General features: G+C 39.6%; 21 protein-coding genes. 3 read left to right on the top strand and 18 right to left on the bottom strand.

From position 1 onward, the window contains the following. Positions 1-216: 216 nt before the first annotated feature. The 3 genes from ACFSKL_RS02090 to ACFSKL_RS02100 all read left to right on the top strand — a co-directional run bounded on the left by ACFSKL_RS02090 (position 217) and on the right by ACFSKL_RS02100 (position 4,515). Entirely contained in the window at positions 217-651 is a 435-nt protein-coding gene (locus ACFSKL_RS02090; protein WP_376883072.1) for a TPM domain-containing protein, read from the top strand. Between the two features lie 96 nt (positions 652-747). Continuing rightward, positions 748-1,545, top strand: coding sequence for a TPM domain-containing protein (locus ACFSKL_RS02095; RefSeq protein ID WP_376883169.1), 798 nt, complete (start codon positions 748-750; stop codon positions 1,543-1,545). Positions 1,546-2,070: 525 nt separating this feature from the next. Then, a complete protein-coding gene (locus ACFSKL_RS02100) occupies positions 2,071-4,515 on the top strand; it encodes an ABC transporter permease (protein ID WP_376883074.1) in 2,445 nt (814 codons plus the stop codon). Between the two features lie 171 nt (positions 4,516-4,686). Here ACFSKL_RS02100 and ACFSKL_RS02105 read toward each other — a convergent pair whose 3' ends face one another. The 18 genes from ACFSKL_RS02105 to ACFSKL_RS02190 form a co-directional block, all read right to left on the bottom strand. Next, on the bottom strand, positions 4,687-6,207 hold the full coding sequence (locus ACFSKL_RS02105; RefSeq protein ID WP_376883076.1) for a flotillin family protein: 1,521 nt from the start codon (positions 6,205-6,207) through the stop codon (positions 4,687-4,689). Positions 6,208-6,218: 11 nt separating this feature from the next. Then, the gene (locus ACFSKL_RS02110) at positions 6,219-6,785 is read right to left on the bottom strand and encodes a serine protease (RefSeq protein WP_376883078.1); all 567 of its coding nucleotides are present in this window, start codon (positions 6,783-6,785) and stop codon (positions 6,219-6,221) included. Positions 6,786-7,197: 412 nt separating this feature from the next. Beyond that, positions 7,198-7,647 carry a VOC family protein gene (locus tag ACFSKL_RS02115; RefSeq protein WP_376883080.1) on the bottom strand — a complete coding sequence of 150 codons (450 nt, stop codon included), beginning with the start codon at positions 7,645-7,647 and terminating at the stop codon, positions 7,198-7,200. A gap of 70 nt (positions 7,648-7,717) precedes the next feature. Then, entirely contained in the window at positions 7,718-8,530 is an 813-nt protein-coding gene (locus ACFSKL_RS02120) for an AraC family transcriptional regulator (RefSeq protein ID WP_376883082.1), read from the bottom strand. Between the two features lie 89 nt (positions 8,531-8,619). Then, positions 8,620-8,904 carry a hypothetical protein gene (locus ACFSKL_RS02125; protein ID WP_376883084.1) on the bottom strand — a complete coding sequence of 95 codons (285 nt, stop codon included), beginning with the start codon at positions 8,902-8,904 and terminating at the stop codon, positions 8,620-8,622. Beyond that, entirely contained in the window at positions 8,901-9,389 is a 489-nt protein-coding gene (locus ACFSKL_RS02130) for a MarR family winged helix-turn-helix transcriptional regulator (RefSeq protein ID WP_376883086.1), read from the bottom strand. The genes ACFSKL_RS02125 and ACFSKL_RS02130 overlap by 4 nt, the downstream gene beginning before the upstream one ends. Positions 9,390-9,519: 130 nt before the next feature. Then, positions 9,520-9,945, bottom strand: coding sequence for a hypothetical protein (locus ACFSKL_RS02135; protein ID WP_376883088.1), 426 nt, complete (start codon positions 9,943-9,945; stop codon positions 9,520-9,522). 415 nt (positions 9,946-10,360) lie between these two features. Continuing rightward, positions 10,361-11,212: a helix-turn-helix domain-containing protein gene (locus ACFSKL_RS02140; protein ID WP_376883090.1), complete on the bottom strand. Its 852-nt coding sequence runs from the start codon at positions 11,210-11,212 to the stop codon at positions 10,361-10,363. After that, positions 11,202-11,600: a hypothetical protein gene (locus tag ACFSKL_RS02145; protein ID WP_376883092.1), complete on the bottom strand. Its 399-nt coding sequence runs from the start codon at positions 11,598-11,600 to the stop codon at positions 11,202-11,204. Before ACFSKL_RS02145 ends, ACFSKL_RS02140 begins: the two co-directional genes overlap by 11 nt. Beyond that, positions 11,581-12,633 carry a bifunctional transcriptional activator/DNA repair enzyme AdaA gene (locus ACFSKL_RS02150; RefSeq protein WP_376883094.1) on the bottom strand — a complete coding sequence of 351 codons (1,053 nt, stop codon included), beginning with the start codon at positions 12,631-12,633 and terminating at the stop codon, positions 11,581-11,583. The genes ACFSKL_RS02145 and ACFSKL_RS02150 overlap by 20 nt, the downstream gene beginning before the upstream one ends. Further along, positions 12,634-13,389: an isocitrate lyase/PEP mutase family protein gene (locus ACFSKL_RS02155; RefSeq protein WP_376883096.1), complete on the bottom strand. Its 756-nt coding sequence runs from the start codon at positions 13,387-13,389 to the stop codon at positions 12,634-12,636. Positions 13,390-13,559: 170 nt separating this feature from the next. Then, entirely contained in the window at positions 13,560-14,633 is a 1,074-nt protein-coding gene (locus ACFSKL_RS02160; protein ID WP_376883098.1) for an SMP-30/gluconolactonase/LRE family protein, read from the bottom strand. A gap of 78 nt (positions 14,634-14,711) precedes the next feature. Next, complete coding sequence (locus tag ACFSKL_RS02165) at positions 14,712-15,290, bottom strand: Crp/Fnr family transcriptional regulator (RefSeq protein WP_376883100.1); 579 nt, start codon at positions 15,288-15,290, stop codon at positions 14,712-14,714. A 106-nt stretch (positions 15,291-15,396) separates the two neighbouring features. Continuing rightward, a complete protein-coding gene (locus tag ACFSKL_RS02170; protein WP_376883102.1) occupies positions 15,397-16,248 on the bottom strand; it encodes a sulfurtransferase in 852 nt (283 codons plus the stop codon). Beyond that, positions 16,245-17,210 carry an NAD(P)-dependent alcohol dehydrogenase gene (locus ACFSKL_RS02175; RefSeq protein ID WP_376883104.1) on the bottom strand — a complete coding sequence of 322 codons (966 nt, stop codon included), beginning with the start codon at positions 17,208-17,210 and terminating at the stop codon, positions 16,245-16,247. The genes ACFSKL_RS02170 and ACFSKL_RS02175 overlap by 4 nt, the downstream gene beginning before the upstream one ends. A 47-nt stretch (positions 17,211-17,257) precedes the next feature. Beyond that, positions 17,258-17,977: a YqjF family protein gene (locus tag ACFSKL_RS02180; RefSeq protein ID WP_376883106.1), complete on the bottom strand. Its 720-nt coding sequence runs from the start codon at positions 17,975-17,977 to the stop codon at positions 17,258-17,260. Next, on the bottom strand, positions 17,974-18,690 hold the full coding sequence (locus ACFSKL_RS02185; RefSeq protein WP_376883108.1) for a TMEM175 family protein: 717 nt from the start codon (positions 18,688-18,690) through the stop codon (positions 17,974-17,976). Before ACFSKL_RS02185 ends, ACFSKL_RS02180 begins: the two co-directional genes overlap by 4 nt. Before the next feature lie 155 nt (positions 18,691-18,845). After that, a complete protein-coding gene (locus ACFSKL_RS02190; protein WP_376883110.1) occupies positions 18,846-19,307 on the bottom strand; it encodes a hypothetical protein in 462 nt (153 codons plus the stop codon). Positions 19,308-19,632: the final 325 nt, after the last annotated feature.

Genomic DNA, 19,632 nt, shown 5'->3' on the forward strand with positions numbered 1-19,632 from the left:
AGTAGATGGCATAAGCGTTCTTAATTTAAAGGTTAATGTTGAATTTCTCCCTTTAATATATGAAATCTAGCTTATGCCTATTTTTCAAACATAATACCTTAGTGGTAAAAATTATAACCACAAAGGAGATCACAAAGTAAAAACACCAAGTTCACAAAGAAAAAAAAACACTAAAGGCGAGGGATTTTCCCCCAGAGTGTAACATTAAAAAAAACCATGGCAGAACTACTATTCAGCAAAGAAGAAAAGGAAATCATCGTAGCGGCAATCCAAGCCGCTGAGAAGGAAACTTCCGGGGAAATCCAAGTGCACATCGAAAACCACTGCAAAAATGATGTACTCGATCGTGCTGCTGAAGTGTTTGAAATGCTCAAAATGCATAAAACCCAACATCGCAATGCCGTACTCTTCTACTTGGCTGTAGCAGATCACAAATTTGCGATTTTGGGTGATGCTGGAATCAACCAAGTAGTCCCTGATGATTTCTGGGAAAACATCAAAGAGGAGATGACTGCACATTTCCGTCAGGGAAAATATACCGAAGGTCTTCGAAAAGGTGTAGAAATGTCTGGAATCCAGCTTCAAACCCATTTTCCTTTTGATCAAAAAGGAGACAAAAATGAACTGCCTGACGAAATCTCCTTTGGCTAAAAGGGGAAAATCCAAGACTCCCAACAATCAAAACCATATAAGGAATGAATTGCGAAAGTACCAGTCCTTATGAAAATAGAATACTCCAAAAACACCATGAATAAAAAACAGCTATTTCCCTTCATTTTTATGTTTTTCGTGGGATGCTTTGCTTGGGCACAGAATGACTTTCCAGAAATACCCAATCCTCCAAAACTGGTCAATGACTTTAGCAAGACGCTTTCTGATTCCCAAGTACAAACCCTAGAAAGTAAACTTGTCGCTTACAATGACAGTACCTCTTCCCAAGTCACGATCGTTTTGGTCAATTCCATTGGTCCTTATGACATCAGTGATTACGCTTTTCAGCTGGGGGATCAGTGGGGAATAGGCAGAAAAGACAAAGACAATGGCGTCCTTATCTTGGCTGCGATGAAAGACAGAAAAGTTTTTATCGCTACTGGATATGGTATGGAAGGTGTGATTCCCGATGCTTTAGCCAAGAGAATAGTGGACCAACTGATCGTCCCAAACTTCAGGACGGAAAATTACTATGCAGGCTTGGACAAAGCCACAGATATGATCTTCAAGCTCGCCTCAGGTGAATATGATGCCGACAAGGTTACGTCCTCAGGAAACGGAGGAGGGGCAGTTGTGATGCTGTTGTTCTTCATCTTTGTTTTTGTCATCATTCCATTGATCCGAAACAGGAAAGACAACAACAACCATATGGGGGGCAAAGGCGGTGGCGTCGACATATTCACCAGTATCTTGCTTGCCAATATGCTCAGAGGCAGTGGTAGGGGTAAGTTTGGAGACTTCTCTTCCGGAAGAGGCGGATTTGGAGGCGGTGGTGGCTTCGGTGGATTTGGAGGCGGATCCTTCGGTGGTGGCGGTGCCGGTGGTAGTTGGTAACCTGAGTTCGACTATTCTCTCTTTGTCAACCTGCCTGCCGGCAGGCAGGAACGGTTTTAAATGGTGAGAACTACGAAAAGAAGGTGCGAACTTTTTTATGAAGTAATATTGGGATATTGCGGATTGAAAAAGTGAAGTAGGTTGCCGTTTAAAACCGAATAGTCGGCTCAGTCAATAAAAACACCCATTTACTGCGTTAATTTTTTTTACGGAAAACATATAGAGCACAAATAGTCCGTACACGGTCGTTTTTGTTCGAAAATGACAATCCCATGGTCTAAGAAATAGGTTTTCAAGACTATATTGACCATATTTTTTAGGCATGGAACTGGTATTTGAATTGGCACAGATATCCAGCTATGTCGAAAAGATATTTTACACCCGTGCACAGAAATCCCATAAAAAAGAAAATTGCCCCATATGTCAGAATTTTGGGACAGGGAATAATTATGCACTACTTCACCCTTGTTTTTCCAATTTTCGAAGGTTTCTCCGCCGACAGTTATTCACACAAATCAACATGCCATGTTTAAGAATTATTTCAAGATAGCCATTCGCAACCTTTCCAAGAACAAGCTGCATACCGGCATCAACCTGATAGGCTTATCTCTCGGACTAGGGATCAGTATTCTCATATTCTTTTTTATACAGTTTGAGCAGGGTTTTGATAAATTCCATTCTCAAGCTGAGCGCATTTTTCGACTTGAAAGACATGAGAAAGATCAGAATGGCATGAATGTGAGCTATTCTACTCCCGTTATTACTGCGCCTACGTTCCTGGATGAATTCCCTCAGGTAAACCAGGTAACCAGGATGATAGGCGGAGGTGCCCAGACTTACCTTGATGAATCCACTATCCAATTCCAGCCATTTTTGATAGTAAGTCCTGATTTTCTGGAAATCTTTGATTTCAAACTAATTCAGGGCGATGCCAAGCAAGTATTGCAAGATAAGTTTGGTGCTGTGATTACTGAGAAGACCGCTAAAAAATACTTTGGCGACACCAATCCCATGGGACAATCTATCCGAATGCGTATGGGAGATGATTTTGAGGAATATCAGATAGTAGGCCTATTGGAAGATATACCTGCCAATTCAAGCATCCAGTTTGAAGTTTTGCTCAATGATCAAAATATGGATTATTCTATTGGGAAGAATAGTCAAGAATCTTGGTACAATGTCTATGGTGAGACCTATGTAGTGCTGAATGATCCGCAGTCTAAACATGAGGTCGAAGCAGGGGTAGATGCCATGATGAAAAAAGTGTTGGGGGAGAATTATATTCCTGGGGAATACTATTTTACCTTAGAGCCTATTTCAGAGATGCATTTACTGGACACCCAGAATCCAGGCATGATAGAAAATACCAGGCCTCGGCTTCTTTGGATTTTGGCAGGTATTGCTTTCTTGATTCTGATGATTGCCTGTATCAACTTTACTACCATGGCAATAGGGCGTTCGACTACCAGGGCAAAAGAGGTGGGGGTTAGGAAAACCATGGGAGCGGAGTTTGGCCAGTTGGTATTCCAGTTTCTGACAGAGGCATTATTGACTACCCTGACAGCCTTGGTCCTTGGGTTGATTCTTGCGGAACTCCTCCTTCCAACCTTCAACTCCCTCTTTGAAAAAGAACTTCAATTGGTATATGGGTTTTGGCAATTCCTGATTTTGTTAGGACTGGTCATAGGCATTACCTCGATGGCTGGAGCCTATCCGGCATTTTTTATGTCCAGCCTGAGACCTATCAAGGTATTGAAAGGCAACCTTTCATTCAAGTTTGGAAAACAGGGATTAAGAAAAGGGCTCGTGGCTTTCCAGTTTTTCATTTCTTTCCTATTGGTAGCTTCCACATTGATCATGGTGAACCAGATGAATGCTATCAGAAATTATGATCTTGGATTTGATCAGGATATGGTCATACTGGTAGAAGTCCCAGATGCTCCTTCCACGAGTTTTATAAAATCAATCACCGAGAGCTTTGCCAAAGCAGAGACCTATCGTCTGGCTTTAGCTGGCAGGTCTGAGGTAAGCTCTGCAGGTATCACCATTTCTACCTATGGAGATGAGGCATTTTGGGATGGTGGATTCTCTCTCGAGGACGGGAAGCAGTTCAGTTTTCGGTTGAATTTTGTCGGGGGTGATTATTTGAAAACAATGGGTATGGAGATCCTGGAAGGAAGGGATTTCAACCCAGATGCCAATGCCGATAGCAGTGCATTTATCATCAATGAGACATTTGCCAAAGCAATGAATTGGGATGATCCTTTACGTGAAACCATCCCAAATAACCGATTCAACCCCCATCAAATTGTAGGTGTCGCCAAAGATTTTCACCACAACTCCCTTTATGGCCAAATAGAGCCGGTGATTCTGGCCAAAAGCCCAGCTATCTTGCTAAGTGGGATAAACATGCTTATGATCAGTTCCGGTACCAATCCAAAAATTGTAGTGAAAGGAAATGGGAATGATATCCAGCGGCTTCAGTCGATACTGAAAGAGGAATGGGAGCGGGTTTATCCAATGGATGCTTTTAGTTTCAGCTTTTTGGATGAGACAGTAGCAGAGCAGTACAAAGCAGATGAGCGGCTTGGAAAAATGATATCCCTGGCTGCTGGCATCGCCATCATGATCGCCGCAATGGGGTTATTCGCCATGGCAGCATTGACCATAACCGGGCGTACCAAAGAAATCGGGATCAGAAAAGTGCTTGGCGCTTCAAGTTGGAGTATCTCCTGGATGATCAACAGAGAGTTTTTACTGATAACATTGATGGGGGTTTTTGTCGCTTTGCCACTAAGCTTATACCTCATGCAAGGCTGGATTGATCAATTTGCAGTAAAAAATTGGCCCTCTTGGATCAATTTCTGTCTTTTGGCAATTGGAGGAATCTCTTTCACATCACTGGTCGTATCCAGCCAATCGTATCTGGCAACCCAAATGAACCCAGTCAAAACACTGAAAGATGAGTAAAAACCAATTGCAGGGAAAAAATAAACCCTGAGGAGATTTTCTCAGGGTTTATTCAAAGCTGTTTCAAATTGGCATTTTATCCTTTCTGAAATTACTTGAATCCTATTTCTATCTTTCAAACAAGCGTTTTTGACATGATTTAGGATTGGCACATAAGCTAATTATGTAGGTTTAATCCTTTTTCTCCTCTTCATCAAGGTCTGTCTGGGTTTCGGCTTCGTCCGCCCCTTTCAAGTAAGTAGGTAAGTTAAGTCCTGCCATATTGAACAAGTCATTGAGTGGGGGGACGGTTTTCATCATGCCGGACACAAAATTCGCAGTAGAGGAATTTCCGTTATCCCCTTGGCCATTTCCTGAATCCCAAACAGTTATTTTATCGATTTTGATGTTTTTGACCGCCTCAACCTGTGTTTTTACAAGCTCTGGAAGTTTCTCGATCAACAACAACTGGAAGGCTTTGGTTGGATCTCCACCGGCTGCAGCTACCACTTGCTTATAGCCATCTGCCTGCTTGGTAAGGATTTCATGTAGACCGTTTGCCTCAGCTTCCATTTTTGCGAATATCGCATCAGCCTCCCCTTTTGCATTTTCCCGGATTGTCTCTGCCGCTGCCTGTGCTTCGATGATCGCCCTTTGTTTGGCAATCTCAGCGGGGATCACAATGTTGGCAATTTGCGTGGAGCGTTCTCTTTCCGATCTTGCCAATTCAGCCCTTTGCTCTGCCACATAGGATTCTTCCAAAGCCTTTGCCTCTTGGACCTTTTCGGATGCCAAGGCAATCCTCAGGGCCTCTGCTTCTTTCTCCCTTCTATTTGCTTCCGATTGGGCAATGGAGATTTTTGCTTCATTCTCTCCCTTGATCGCAACGGCATTTGCTTCGGAGGTTTTTACCCTTGTATCTCTTTCTGCTTCAGCCTTACCGATAGTTTCATCCCTCTGTGCGGTAGCTATACTAATTTCCTTGTCTTTTTGGGTGATGGCGATCTTTACATCCCTATCCCTATGTGTTTCCGCTATTTGGGTATCTTTCTCCCTGTCAGCCAAAGCTTTCCCCGTTTCACCGATTTTCTCCTGCTCCGCAACACTTATTTTGGCTTCGTTGATGGCTTTTGCTGCAGCCTCTTTACCCAGAGCCTCAATGTACCCAGACTCATCCTTGATATCTGTTACGTTTACGTTGATCAGTTTCAAGCCGATTTTCTTCAATTCGCTATCCACGTTTTTGGAGATATTGTCGAGGAATTTATCCCTGTCCGAGTTGATCTCCTCAATGGTCATCGTAGCAATCACCAATCTCAGCTGTCCAAAAAGGATATCCTTTGCAAGCTCTTGGATCTGCTCTGATGACAAGCCCAAAAGTCTCTCTGCCGCCGTATTCATGCTATCGGATTCAGTCGATATGGCAATCGTAAATCGACAGGGCACATCGACACGAATATTCTGACGGCTAAGTGCATTTGTCAAATTGGCCTCAATCGATAATGGCTTCAAATCCAAGTATGCAAAGTCTTGGATCACCGGCCAAATAAAAGCGCCGCCACCATGGACACACCTTGCGGAGGTGCCGCCTGTACGGCCGTATATGACCAGGATTTTATCTGAAGGGCATCGCTTGTATCTTGATACTAAAGCCAAAATCGTCACGAACAGGACTACTGCCGCAACCACTACTATTAACAATGGTGAAATCATAAAGGATTTGATTAAAGTGTTTCTACTATTAGGATATTGTTGCTATCTATTTTTACTACTTTGACTACTGCGCCTGTGGGGATACTTTCATTTTCGGTCATTGCATCCAATTCGTGAAATGCCCCATTGACACTGATCAAAATTCTCCCCTTCCCTTTTTTGCTTCCGGGAATCGTCAGGTAAACATCCGCGGTTCTATTCAAGGTATTGGAGAGCTTAAACGAGTTGTTCTCGGCTAATTTCCGTACTTGGTTGATGATCAAAAAGAATAGATAGACAAATAAAGCACCTACGACTATTGCCAATAGGAAAAGGGCGGTTTTGTTGGATATGCTCTCGTAAAATGAGATTCCGGTCCAACTAAATCCCAGCAGAAAATTGATCAGGTTTCTCAGCGAAAAAAGCTGGAACGGCGCACTGGTTTCACCCAAATCCCCATCAAAATCTGCTTCCAAACCATCAGCAGCATCTGCCCCTACAAAAGTCATTACTGTCTGAATGACAAAAATCAAACTTGTGGGTATGGCTACATACCAAAAAGCCCTTAGCAAAGGCTCTAAATTTTCTAATAATTCCATTGAATAATTTTTACAGGTTGTTGGATAGCATAGCTATGCTTTTGGCAATAGGAGATTGTGTAGCTCCACGAAACAGGTAATTCATTTTGCACAAGTTTTTAAACAATTTCTAAAGTCCTTTAGCTGGTTTGGCTAAAATCAATGCCATAAAAATCCTTTTATCCCATCGGTAGAACTGCGGATAATCAGATTAATCTACCTAAATTCTGTATATTTTTAGTTATATCAAAATTTATTCTAATGGAAATTCAAAAAATAATCTTTAATGATTAAAAAAACACGTCAACTATTTCGTTTAAGTTGTTCTAATTCCCAAATCAAAATTCAAATATCATTATCTGGGAAACGATTTTTGACCTTGAATAAAGTTTGTCAAGTTCCTAATAAATAGAAACTTGACAAATATCAACAGTTAATTTTCAGGAATCGTGTAAGTGACGATATCGATTCCAATTCCGTTGGGATCGATAACAGCAAAATGCCTGTCGCCCCAAGGCTCATCCCGGATTTCGACCTCAATAGCAACGCCTTTGTTTTTGATTTGCTCATAAACCTTATCTACATTGTCAACTTCAATGGTCAGGTATACCCCCTTGCCATTAAATGAGGTTTGGAAAACAGGTTTTTGGCTTGGATGATTTGGCAGCAAAAAGCTGATTTCAGCAGATTCGTCTGGTGTATGCATCAGCAAGTAAAACTCATTCTCGAAGCTTACGCCAAAGCCAAGAATACTTGTATAAAACTCCTTGGTTTCTTGTAATTTTTCAGTGATAATTCCAGCATTCATTTTCATTTTGTTCGGTGTTTGTGCATTTGCCAATCCAATCATTAGCGAAAATGCGATTATACTTATCGTTTTCATATTTGATGACTTTTAATAAATCAAAATTAGAAATAAGCGAAAAGGGAAAATTGTAAAAATCGGACAAAATCTACTGAAATGCCTTGGATGGGGTTACTCCGTAAAAGGTCTTGAAATTTTTTATGAAATGGGCTTGGTCAAAAAATCCAACATCAAGATAGAGTTTATTTTCTTTTAGGCTTTGGGTGGAAGGTTTCGCATTCAAAATGTATTGAAAGCGAACGACATTGCTGAATGCTTTGGGTGTAGTGCCGATGTAAAAATCAAAAACCCTACGCAGTTGCCTCGGACTTAAACCCATCATCAAGTCCTTCTCAGTATCCAATAAACCCTTGTTTTGAAAAATCAGCTTTAATGAATTGAAAAATCTTCCGTCAATCTCAAAATCTTTGTTTTGGATGATTTCAGCCAACATATTATCTATTTGGAATGTTACATTATCTAGGGAGTCATCTGTGGATAGATTGGTTTCAATCCATTTTGAAAATTTTGGTAAAACAGCTTTCAGCTCCTGTGATTGATTGCTTAATCTTTTGGCATCGAGCCCAAACAAAAGTGGAAAAGCTGCTGGTAAAAACCGGATCCCGACATAATTAAACTCTTTTCCAATCTGGAATTCGGTATATTTTCGACAAAATCCCATAATATAGTTTTCGTCAAGTTGATGATGGTTGAAAAAAATATCAATGCAACCATCTGACACCACCCGATAAATAAAAGGTTTTTCCAGTGGTTTGACAGCTGTAAGTTGCCAATAACAATATATAAGGTTTTCAACGTCCTTTCCCGGCCGAACTTCTCGATAAACAATATCGCCGTTATCGACTTTAACTGTAGGTTGAATTGGTCTATAATAACCTTTTATGGCTTTTAATTCTTCCATTTTTTGTCAATTATCAGTTCCACTACAATTTCATACGCTTTTCAAAGTGTGCAGAAATCACCAAATTCTCGATTCCAAACACACACAATTTATCCCGATCTTTTCCTGGGAAAATATTGGGCTCTGATTTTTGAAAATTGTCTTTTCTTGGTTTTGTAGATGGTAAACGTGGCTATGATACACCAAATAATATTGGATGCAAATGATGGAAGGGCGTTGTAATAATAACAATTGACGGCAATCATTATACCACCAAACAAATTCAGGTATTTGGCATAGCGGATATATTTTTGGCCTTGAAGAGAAGAAATTGCAAAAGCAATAATCAGTAGCCCCGATCCGAGCCAACCTGATATATCAACCAACAGTTTCATTGGGTAATATTTTTTGAGTAGTTATCCATTCTATCCTTGAAGCCAAGTTCTTTTAAGTTTTCTTCCAATTTTACAAGCTGAATCATCAGCTCCTGGTTATGTTCCAATAGGTCATTTAGTGATTTTTCTCCGGCATCCCAATACTTTTTGAGTTGGGGTAATGTCTCATGCGCTTTTTTGGTAAGTTCCAATTGTTGCTTTCTTAGATCATCGGGATTCCTAATGGATTTTACGTAACCGTTTTTCTTCATTTTATGGGTTAGCTTTATCACTGCAGGATGGGATATTTGGATCGCATCGGCTATTTCCGTTACCGTAAGGCTTCCGTGCTTCTCAAGCAACAGGAAAATCATATGCCAATTGGGCTCAATGTCAACACCCTGTTCCTCATAAAACTGTCTGGTCTGATAGACAAATAGGTCATTCAACCTCTTCAACCTACCTGTCAATCCTGTTACACCCATTTCAATCAAGAAATCATTCATAAGATACGTAATTGGTTACGCAAATATATCAAAAATATGTAACAGGTTACATATTAATCTTTGGATATTTTTTTAAGCTAGATCACATAGCTCTTTTGTTCTTCAAAAGACCGATTTTCATCTTCCGGGTTTAAGGTTTCTTCATCGTGCTTTTCCTCTTTCTTATCGACCAGAAAATGTTTGATACTGCAAGGGCCAAAAAGAAAAGTGGAATATATGGAGGTTTGATTTTAAGTGGCAAAACTGCTGCTGGTACATCTGGATGTAAGTGAACATACACACCTGTCAACATCATCATGATGATTGTAAAAAAGGATATGTTCGTCAGCAAAAAACATGCTTTAACTGGGATTTTTTGTTTGAATATCAGGCACAATAAAAGCGTCAAACCAACAGCAACCTCTCCCAATATGCCCATAGCATAGGATATCTGACCCAGCCCGCTATTAGTAATCTGAACCTCGTACCAACCCTTAAATGGGTCTACGAATTTGAGAACACCGAACATAAACATTGATGTGGCCAAAAACCAATAAATTACATTGTACTTTTTCATTTGTTCAATTGTTTAAAATTTATAGAAAGGGCAAATGATCTTCTAATTTGATTGCATCAGTATCAAGCAGGAAGAAGTCTTCCAAGGGTCGATCCACCCAAAATGTATGGGACTGATTTTATTATATCACATTTAATGTCGTTTAGTTAAGCTGAGGAGACCTGCCAAGTTTGGCCTGGGTATTATTCGCACGTGCGCTATTTGATGGAAAACCTGGCAGTTCTAAACTAAACGACATTGATATCAGATTACTTATGGCTTAAGTCTTTGAAGGGCTTTTAGGCTAACAGCTATTTCCCTGGGCAGACTCCTGTTTTTTTATACTGATATCCTGTCCTTTACATTCTTGATACAAAATTGGACCAAAACAAGAAAAGTGAATTGGCTAAAAAGTCCAAATAATGAAAAATGAGGCTCACAGTTCATTTGAATACCAAGATTTTCGGTATTCGGATGGTGTTAGACAATGCTTCTGTTTGAACAATTTTGTGAAATGGGAAGTATCCCTGAATCCAACTTCATAGCATATTTCACTGATAGTAAAATCCGTTGAGGACAATAGATCTTTTGCCTTCAAGAGTTTTTGCTCTTTCATATAATTCGCCGGAGTGGTGCTGAATTGATTTTCAAAATCCCTTTTAAACGATGATAGGCTACGCCCTGCAAGTATTGCCAACTCACTTATTGTGACTTCCGAAAATAGATGGGCCTGAACGATTTCCCTAAAACTTGCTTGTCTTGGCGTAAAAAGATGGGAAAATAGACCAATAATGCTTTCGGCGCTTTTGGTCTGAAGTAACAATAGTATAAGTTCTTTTAATTTAAGCCTGAGCAATTCATCGCTAACCAATGTTGGGTTATGAAAGTAGAAGTCAAGACTTTCTATGAAATGGACCAAGATGTCTTGCCTTTCAATTTTTTGGGCAAAGTGAGTTTTGCTATTTTGCTTTATAAAATTCGGTACTTCATCTTTATAGAGATCTTTCAATATGTCCTTATGAAGATGAATCGCAAAAATCTCACATGTTTGGTTTTCTGAATTTTGGATAAGATCGGCAAAATAATTGCCGCATTTCAACAATACGCTTTCCGAGATCTCTAGATCCAATTTTTCTGTTGGAGATTTAATAATACTTTTACCGTCTTTGATATATAAAAAACAAGCTTCATTCTGAAAAACTGCGGCATATTTAAAAGGTGTCTTGATGTGCAATTTTTCAATTACGCATTTGTCATTCAGGTCAAAATACTTTCTCTCAAGCAACATTTATTTCTATGTAAGCCAATCCAGATATGATAACGATTTCAAGTAAGAAATAGCTTAGCCCCAAGAGGGTCAATTGCGGATAAAAATAAACAATAAGGGCCAAGGTCAAGCAACAATATGCCAAATTGGCAATTCCAATTGCTTTGAGATAAGGTTTTTTGTTGCCATTTACGAAAAAGAAACAGCTTATTGAAAATATGCAAAACACTGAGGCTATCACCGCAAGAATCATCAGAACACTTTCCGGCATCCCAAAGTATTCGCTCATTGTCCCCATAATTACAAATAAGAGAAATGCAGTGATAAAAGCACCAAGCCCGTCAACAAGAAACAATCTCTTGGAATTTGATGTCAATGCATAGAATACTTTAGAAGTTTTTGATTTCATGTTCAATTAACCATTTTTTTCTTTCAATTCCTCCTCCATAACCTGTCATTTTTCCATCTTTGCCAATAACCCTATGGCATGGAATGATGATCGCAATCCGGTTGCGGCCATTTGCAGAAGCCACAGCCCTAACTGCTTTTGGGTTACTTATCTTTTCTGCTTGATGCAGATAGGTAGTTGTGGTACCGTAGCCGATTTCCTGCAAACTAAACCAAACTGTTTTTTGAAAGTCCGTGCCGGGAGTATCAAGAGACAAGTCAAAGGTTTTTCTTTCTCCATCAAAGTACTCTGTGATTTGCTTTTTTACTTGCTTGATATGTTCATTTTCCCCTGTGATGATTACTGCTTTCAAAAGCCGCTGCAAGTCTTTGAATTCTGTTTCCAACATTCTCCTATCTGTGAATTCCAGTAAACAAACGCCCTTTTCCGTAGCACAAACAAACATGGGACCCAGGGGAGTTGTCAATCGGCTTATCAATATAATGTTACTTCCACTGCTTTTTTGAGGGGAATTTCCCATTACTTTTTTGAATGCATACCCAAAACCACTTAGCGATTCATATCCACTGTCAAATCCCGTATGGGATGCACTTTTGCCAGTCTTCAACTCTAGAAATGCATTATTTATTCTGTACATTCTTTGATAGGTCTGAAAAGTCATACCATAGTTTTTCTTGAACCATCTTCTTACCAATTCCGGGCTTATGTTTTGTCGACGAAGTTGATAATCCATGATTTTTTCCGTGGGATTTTCCTTCACCAACCGAATAGCACGTTCCACTTGTTCAGGAGCTTGGTTGGCATTTTCGGTAGGTTTGCAGATTTTGCAGGGTCTATAGCCATTGTCCAATGCGTCCTTGAATGAAGTATAAAACTCCACATTCTCCTTTTTCGGTTTTCTCGCCCTACATGTTGAGATGCAAAAAACAGAGGTCGTTTTGACCCCAACAAAAAAGATCCCGACAAAGCTCTCTTTCCTTTGTACCAAGGCATCGTAATAGGTCTCTATTTTCTTATCGTCTGTAATTTGCATTTAGAATACCGGTTCAAAAGATTTTTGGGAAAGCACAGTTGCAGTCAATTTCTCAAATTGAGTATACATTTTATTGTATAGAAAATTACCCATACTGATCCTTTTGACACCCAGGGTAAACAATGTTTCAAAATCAGGTAGCAAGGGCATGCACATCACATTGATTGGTAAGTTGGTACAACTCACAATATCCGTTATATCTGATTCATTTTCAATACAAGGTGTAAAAATCCCATTGGCGCCGGCATTTTCATACAATCGAATCCTTCTTATCGTTTCTTCAGTCGCATTAGCTTGTCCCAATAAAAAAGTATCGGTTCTCACATTGATGAAAATGTCGATATGGTCTTTCTGAAGTATTTCGTTGACTGTAGAAAGTGATTCTGCAAACGATTCAGCGGTCAATAATGCCCTTTCTGTTTCTACGATACTATCTTCTATATTGATTCCTACTACGCCAATATCAACCAATCTCTTGATGTTGTCTGCTATTCTACCTGGATTCCGACTGTAACCGGCTTCCAAATCGACAGAAAGTGGAAGGTCTGTGTGCCGAAGAATTCGTGCAACAATAGCTGCCAATTCCAAGAAATCCAATTTTTCCCCATCTTCATATCCTAATTGGCTTGCGATAGCAGAACTGGATGTCCCAATGGCTTGTATGTTTAGTTTTTCTGCGATTTTGGCACTTGGCACATCCCATACATTTGCCATCAACAATGGTTTGTCCTGATTGTGTAAGTCTTTAAATTTCATCTTTGATATACTTTGCTTTGAAATACTTTATGCAAAGTACCAGTGATCAAATCTATCCGGCAACCGAAAAATGGACAAGTATTTTTTTTGTCTACATGCAACCCTAATATGTGATTGTGTTATTTGGCAAGTATCTGTTTCAAAGGATTTACAATTTGGATAACCGCATTTTACAATTTGTATTTTCCTATATATGGAATCACATCACCTCCTATATACAAGAATCCCTCATGTTCCTTTACAGCGCCAGCTTCGGGAAAATCCCCGCCCTTAGGGTCAAACAATGCATCTATAATAGTCCCATCAGTAGAAATATTCAAAACCATCCCAAATTCATCCGCTTTGGGTTGTAGAAAATCAGGGAGTCCATACACCAACTTTTTCATCCCCGGCTTGGGATGGATCTTGTCCAATGCGTCGTTGCGTTTTGTAGTGAATCCCAACCAAAACGTGCCGTTTTCCCTTATTGAAATTCCATTTGGAAAGCCAGGTAGGTTATCCATAAATGTCTCTACACTTCCTTGTTTGTCACCCTTTAGCCAATATTTCAGAATCCGGTATTTTGTCGTTTCCACCATCAGTAGATAGCTTTCGTCTTTGGATAGCACTACACCGTTGCCGAAATATGTGCCATTGATCAATGTTTCTATCGATTCGCTACCTGGATCATAACAATACAAAGCCCCACGGGGAACCATTTCCAAGATTAATTTTCTGCCATATTTTATAGTATAGGCAGAGATCTCGGATGTATTCGAAAAGTATATTTTGCCATCAGAAGCAATATCCAGTCCATTGGGAATATAAAACCGATTCCCATTTTCGTCTTGATCGGTCAAAATACTGACTGTTTTTTCTGGGGAAATGCTTATCAAACCTTCCTTATGGCTGAGGGCAATCAGGTTGTTGTTTTTGTCAAAATGCAAACCAGACACCCAAGATCCAGAGTGATAAAACTCCTCTATGTTACCAGCTTCATCAATTTTTAAAATCCTACCATCAGTGAAATCATCGTTGTGGACACCGCAATAGAGATTTCCCTCGTGATCAAAAACAATATCTTCCGGTCCCAGCCATCCATTCAGGTCAATTTTTGAGGCAATGGCCAGTTTTTCGTTCAGCTTGGTTTTGCCTTCAAAAGCCTGAACTTTTTCAGGTTGCCAAGCTTCCGGATGAATTGCACAGGATTCCAACAATACGATGCTGCCCAATAACGCAACCACAAATTTCATCTTTCTCTTCATAAAATACCTTAGTAAACAGTGCAAAAGAGCAAAGTAAAAACCACCAAAGCATTTACCTATGTAAAGAAATATCCAAGATTACTTTTTTGTGGCAAATTGATGCCGTATCCGGCTTAATTGCGTAGCTGAAATCCCCAAATAAGATGCTATGTGATACTGGGCGACAAGCTGTTCCAAGCCGGGAAATTCATCTTTGAAGATGATGTATCTTTGCTTAGCATCCAGAAGCACGATTTCGATTTCCTTTTTCTCCTTCTCAATGAAATAGAATTCTGCAATTTTTCTTGCCAACCTTTCGAGATCCGGATATGCATCAAAACGTGAAACCAAATCAGCATGGTCACAGGTATAGACGATGCAGTCCGTCAAAGCCTGTTGTGCCACTAAATTTGGCTCACCAGTCAACAAAGACGAATATGCGCCAACTATGCTTTGGTTTACAAAAAACTGCTTGTTGTATTCTTTTCCCTGGCTATTCAGAAAAAATGCCCTTACGACCCCTGTTTCCAAAAAACCTATTTTACGGGCAACTTCATTTTGCTTTATGAAATACTCGTTTTTAGCTATTCTTTCCTGCCTAAAAAGTGGTAAAATCTCATCCCAAGTCTGCCCTGACAGTGGTGAAATTTCATTGAAATATAATTGGAGTTGATCCATTTGAATATTTTGGTTCGGTTAATTTGAGGGCTATCCACTTAAGCCCGTATTATGCCAGCGGTCAGAACGACTAGTGCGCTGCGGTATAGAAAGTCTAATCCATATCTTAGGTTTTTGTTCTTTCTATCTGCTTATTGTTCCTACTCCATTCACTCCATGAGCCAATATAGAGTTTTGGAACTTCCAAATCAGCATATGCCATTGCCAATAAGGTGTGGCAAGCTGTGACACCTGAACCACAGTGGACTATTATACTCCCAGGGTTTGTTCCACCAAATTCCTTTTTGTATTTCTCTCTTAATTCATTCGGTTTCAAGTACAATCCTTCCCCATCCAAATTCTCAGTATATGGGATATTTATAGCACCCGGTATGTGTCCTGCAATCAAATCTATCGGTTCAATTTTTCCATCATAGCGGTCTTTTTCCCTGACGTCAACTATGGTATAGCGCTTGTCAAATGAAGCATTTTCCACATCCTTGATCTCTGCCATGGGTAATGTCCACTTGTCAACCCGATAGGATTCTGATGATCTCACCGGCATTTCTACCTTAGAACCCAATGGGAAATTTCTCTTTTTTGCTTCAATGAATCCACCATTAAGCACTTGTACGTTTTGGTGCCCGACAGATTTCAACATCCACCAAAATCTGGCAGCGGCATTTGAAGCACTTTTATCATCATACACCACAACATGGCTGTCGTTAGAAATCCCCAAATTGGTTAATGTTTTCGCAAAAGCTTCGATCTCAGGCAGTGGATGCCTCCCGCCATTCGCCAGATCATCTTTAATGTCGGATAGTTGGGAATTCAAGTCAACAAAAATTGCCCCTTCCAAATGTTCCCTTTCATAATTTGTTTTTGCATGTTTATGATTGCTTACGTCACATATCAAAACACCATCGTTTTTATACAGCTTCAAAAGCTCTGCTGTTTCTATAATTGGTGAAATTTTCATTTTACTATTTCTATCACAACATTACCGGTTTTTTGTCCGGATTCAACATACCTATAAGCTTCTACTATTTGATCCAATTTGTATATTCTGTCAATTACAGGCTTGAATTCCCCTTTTTCTGCAAGCTCTTTTAAAAATACCACGTCATTCTGTGTGATTGAGGGAATGGGAAACAGAAGTCTCTTGCCACCCCAAATCGGCGTAGTAAGCGCCAAGAGAATGTTTTCCCCATTTTTTCCCAATTCGGTGGAAATGTAAACCCCTTTATTGGTGAGCAAAGGCTTGCATTGTCCAAAGGAGCTTTTGCCTACTGCGTCAAATATAAATTCAAATTTCTGCGCTGTCTTTGTAAAATCCTGTGTTTGGTAATCAATGATCCTATCGGCACTAAGTGATTTGATCAGCTCGATATTTTTGGTATTGCAAACCGCTGTTACTATTGCCCCAAAATGTTTTAACAATTGAACAGCGGCAGAGCCAATCGCACCTGTTGCTCCGTAGACAAGAACGTTTTGTCCGGATTTCACTTTCGCTGCCTTGATATCCACCAAGGCATAGTGCGCCCCTTCTGTCATGGCTGCTGCTTCGGTAAAGCTAAATCCATGGGGAATAATTGTAATGGCATCAGACTCTGAAATAGTCAAATACTCACCATGCCCCCCAAAAGATATGTCATTGTACCCAAAAACTTTGTCTCCTTTCTTGAAAACCGTGACACGCTGTCCTACATCTTCAATTGTACCTGCAAATTCAGAACCCAATATTTGGTATTTGGGGCGTAACAGTCCAGACCAAAACCGTGAAATAAAATATTCGGCACTCCGGAATCCCGCATCCGTCCGATTTACGGTAGTTGCATGGACTTTGACCAATACTTCATTGTCTTTTGGCAATGGCTTAGGAACTTCCGTTAATTTGGCTACCTCGGGAGGTCCATAATTTGTATGTACTATTGCTCTCATTTCTATCTATTCTATTGACAACAAACAACCCCCAAATGATTGGCAAGTTACCTAAATTTGTTTTTCCCCCAAGCCATGACTTTTACTCCCTTGGAGTAATGTGTTCTGTCTGGTTTGCCTTTGATCAGTTTGTCAAACTTTGGATAGTCAATATCCAGTTTATTTAGCTTCATTTCATTTATAGGCCATTCCAAATGGTGTATTTCGAATTGATTGACCGAATTTTTGGTATCTTGAAAAAGGGCATATCTTTCCGTCAACCATTTGTCCAAAGCTGATTTATCAGTCAGCTCTTTTTCAATTGAAAATCCAATTTCCAAACTATCATTCCGTGCGGTGTTTTGGGATTTATACTGGTTTTCAGCCCGTTCAATTTTGGAATATCGGTAGGGAAGTTCTGATATCGCCTTGGCAATTTTGCAGGATAAATATGCCCCTCCCTCTATGCTCAGAAAGTACACTCCGGTTTTGTCCTTTGATTTTACATAAGTCCGAACATTGATTTCGTCAAAATCCGAAATTGGCGGAAAAGATGGGAGGTGTCTTGGTCTTATTTTCTCCATCGTAAAAGCCACAACCGAAACCCAAGGCTTTCCTCCATATAGATCGATTTCCAGTTCTTTGGGAACGAATTTTTTTAGTTCCTCCAATTCCACTTGCCAATGAAGGAATATCGCTTTGTTCCATTCCTGATAAAAACTCCAGCTTCCAGTTGGCATTTCCCAAGGTCTATGCTTGTTGGTATTTAGTATTTCTTGGATTGTCATTCGTGAAGTTGGGATTTTTTCTTGAACTTTTTATTCCAAATTATAATCAATGGAATGTATAAATTGTAGATGACGCCACCAATTACCGAAGCCCAAATGAAAGAAAATTCATTGATAATCAGGGTGATAATTATTGAAAGCAGTGGCATCGAAAGCATGATCAAAAGCCTGCTTTTTTGCTGCTTTGTATAGAACTCTTCAAATGTATTCAAATTTAGTTCCTGTTTGGTTTTGTCAGCTCTCTGGTAGAAAAGATATAAGACGAAATAGAGGGCAAAAGCGACAAATCCAAAGTAAACCATTAAATAGGGAACTTGATCTCCATTGATACTGACATCTATGTCGGTATTGAAGAAATTGTTGGTTAGAAACAAGGTCAAAAATCTAAGAGGGTAAACAAAGAAGATCACCAATGCGATAAAAATGGTATTGAGGATTGTTAACCAGGTGTCATTCATGCTGTATATTTCCGAGAAAGCCAAATGCTCATTCCATATCAATACAAGGAATGAAATACTGATCAAAAATGCAGGCAGTGTTTTGGTAAAAGTCAATAAATCGGCAAAAGAATTAGGGTTGGTCAAATTGAAAATAAGCAAAGTGATAGCTATTCCAAAAACTGCATCCGTCAGGTTGTCAAGTCTTGTCGCATTTTCTCCCCGATATGTGATTCGAGGATCATGATTTCTGTTTTTTAGTAATTCATTTCTCATTCGTTGTCTATCTCAAATTATACTTACTAAGATAAGAAAATCCCTCAAGTTTAAGTGATGCCAAGGGTTTGTAAGAACCTTGTTGTTGATCACATTGTAATTTTAACTTTGAAGGTTTTCCGCGAAAGCATTCCCTACTTATGGTGTCAGGAATTTCATGAAATGAAATTTTCCGAACCAGGTTGGATTTTGGCATTTTGCTGATATTTAGTGAAGTTTAACTCAGGAAGGACTATCTTGACTTCAATCTTCTTTTCATCATCTGTCCAATATACTATAAAATTAACTTTGGCCCCATTTGGCACAAATCCCTTTTGCTTCATCTCGGTTATTCTCTCAAGAAATCGCCTTGAGAATTTCAATACCAATTCACCTTTTTCATTTTTGCATCCTTCATCCGAAATGCTCAATGCATCCCCACTTGTCAATCCACTTACTCGCCTCTGAACATATTCAAAATATCCCAAGTTCAGATCCTTGTGCGAAAGGTGTAAAACCAGGCCACTTGGAGGCAAAAATGTATTGCTGTTTTCGATCCTCTCCAAACCTGCTGTCATAAGATTGTCGAGATAATTGCCGTTCAGGTGAATGGTGAGATTCTGTTTTGCCCTTGTCATGGCTACATACAGCTGCCGCTTCTTCTTTAGTAAGTTTGTTTTCCATGCTGAAATTTAAAACTCTTCCAACTATTACATCATTTTCAACTTTTGGACAGTGTCAATCATCGAAAGGGATATTCCATTTTTCAATGGATTCTGAGTTGATCCAATGCTGTCATACTACATCTACCGGTTTCATTACTAAAATCGTTGAAATTAACATATTGATCATGTTTGTGGTGACAAAATTAGGAAAATCCAGTGTTCACTTAATGCACTAAGTTAATGATTCTTCGCAGCAGAGGAAATAAAGGTAGAACAGGAGGGCAAGTCTGTACACGGA

This window comes from Belliella marina (assembly GCF_042682445.1).
In the GTDB taxonomy this organism is placed as follows: domain Bacteria; phylum Bacteroidota; class Bacteroidia; order Cytophagales; family Cyclobacteriaceae; genus Belliella; species Belliella marina.